At 62.5% G+C, this 1,077-nt stretch carries 1 protein-coding gene; it reads left to right on the top strand.

The genetic code is table 11. The features are described from left to right. Positions 1-1,077: ABC transporter transmembrane domain-containing protein (locus tag J1777_RS14195; RefSeq protein WP_242700564.1), on the top strand; the 1,077-nt coding region annotated here is incomplete at both ends.

Genomic DNA, 1,077 nt, shown 5'->3' with positions numbered 1-1,077 from the left:
CCCACGCCCTGCTGCCCCGATTGCGGCCAAACCCTGCCCCCCGATAGCGATGAATGCCCGGCCTGCGCCCGCCAGCCCCAAGAAAAATCCTCCACCTGGGTGCTGCTGCGCGTGGGCCGCTTTGCCAAGCCCTATAAAGGGCAGCTGCTTTTGGGCCTGATGCTGACCCTGCTGGGCACGGCCGCCACCTTGGTGCCACCGTATTTGACGATGCCCATCCTGGACGACATCCTCATCCCCTACCAAAACAACCGCCAGGCCATTGACCCACAGCTGGTCGCCCTGTACCTGGGCGGCTTGCTGGCCTCGGCCATTTTGGCCTGGGGCCTGGGCTGGGCCCGCACCTGGGTGATGGCCAAAGTCTCGGAGCGCATCGGCGCCGATATGCGCACCACCGTCTATGCCCACATGCTCAACCAGTCGCTGGAATACTTTGGCAGCAAGCGCACCGGTGACCTCATGAGCCGCATCGGCTCGGACACCGACCGCATCAACATGTTTTTGTCGCTGCACGCGCTCGATTTCATCACCGACGTGGTGATGATGGTGATGACCGCCGCCATCCTCATCAGCATCAACCCCTGGCTGGCCCTGGTCACGCTGGTGCCGCTGCCCTTCATCGTCTGGCTGATTCACAAAGTGCGCAGCCGCTTGGCCATTGGCTTTGACCGCACCAGCCGCGTCTGGGCGGAAATCACCAACGTGCTCTCGGACACCATTCCCGGCGTGCGCGTGGTCAAAGCCTTTGCCCAAGAGCAGCGCGAGATGCAGCGCTTTGCCCGCGCCAACCAGCGCAACCTGCAAGCCAACGACCGCGTAAACAAAATCTGGGCGCTGTTCTCGCCCACCGTGGGGCTGATGACCGAAATCGGCCTGCTGTTTGTCTGGGCCTTTGGCATCTGGCTGGTGGCGCACGATCAAATCACCGTGGGCGTGCTCTCGGCCTTTATTGCCTACATCGGGCGCTTTTACACCCGGCTGGACTCCATGAGCCGCATCGTCAATATCACGCAAAAATCGGCCGCTGGGGCCAAGCGCATTTTTGACGTGCTCGACCAGGTCAGCAGCGTCCCCGAG

The sequence above is a fragment of the Comamonas denitrificans genome, assembly GCF_017368815.1.
GTDB classification, from domain to species: Bacteria; Pseudomonadota; Gammaproteobacteria; order Burkholderiales; family Burkholderiaceae_C; genus Comamonas; species Comamonas denitrificans.
This window is presented reverse-complemented; position numbering and strand designations above follow the sequence as displayed.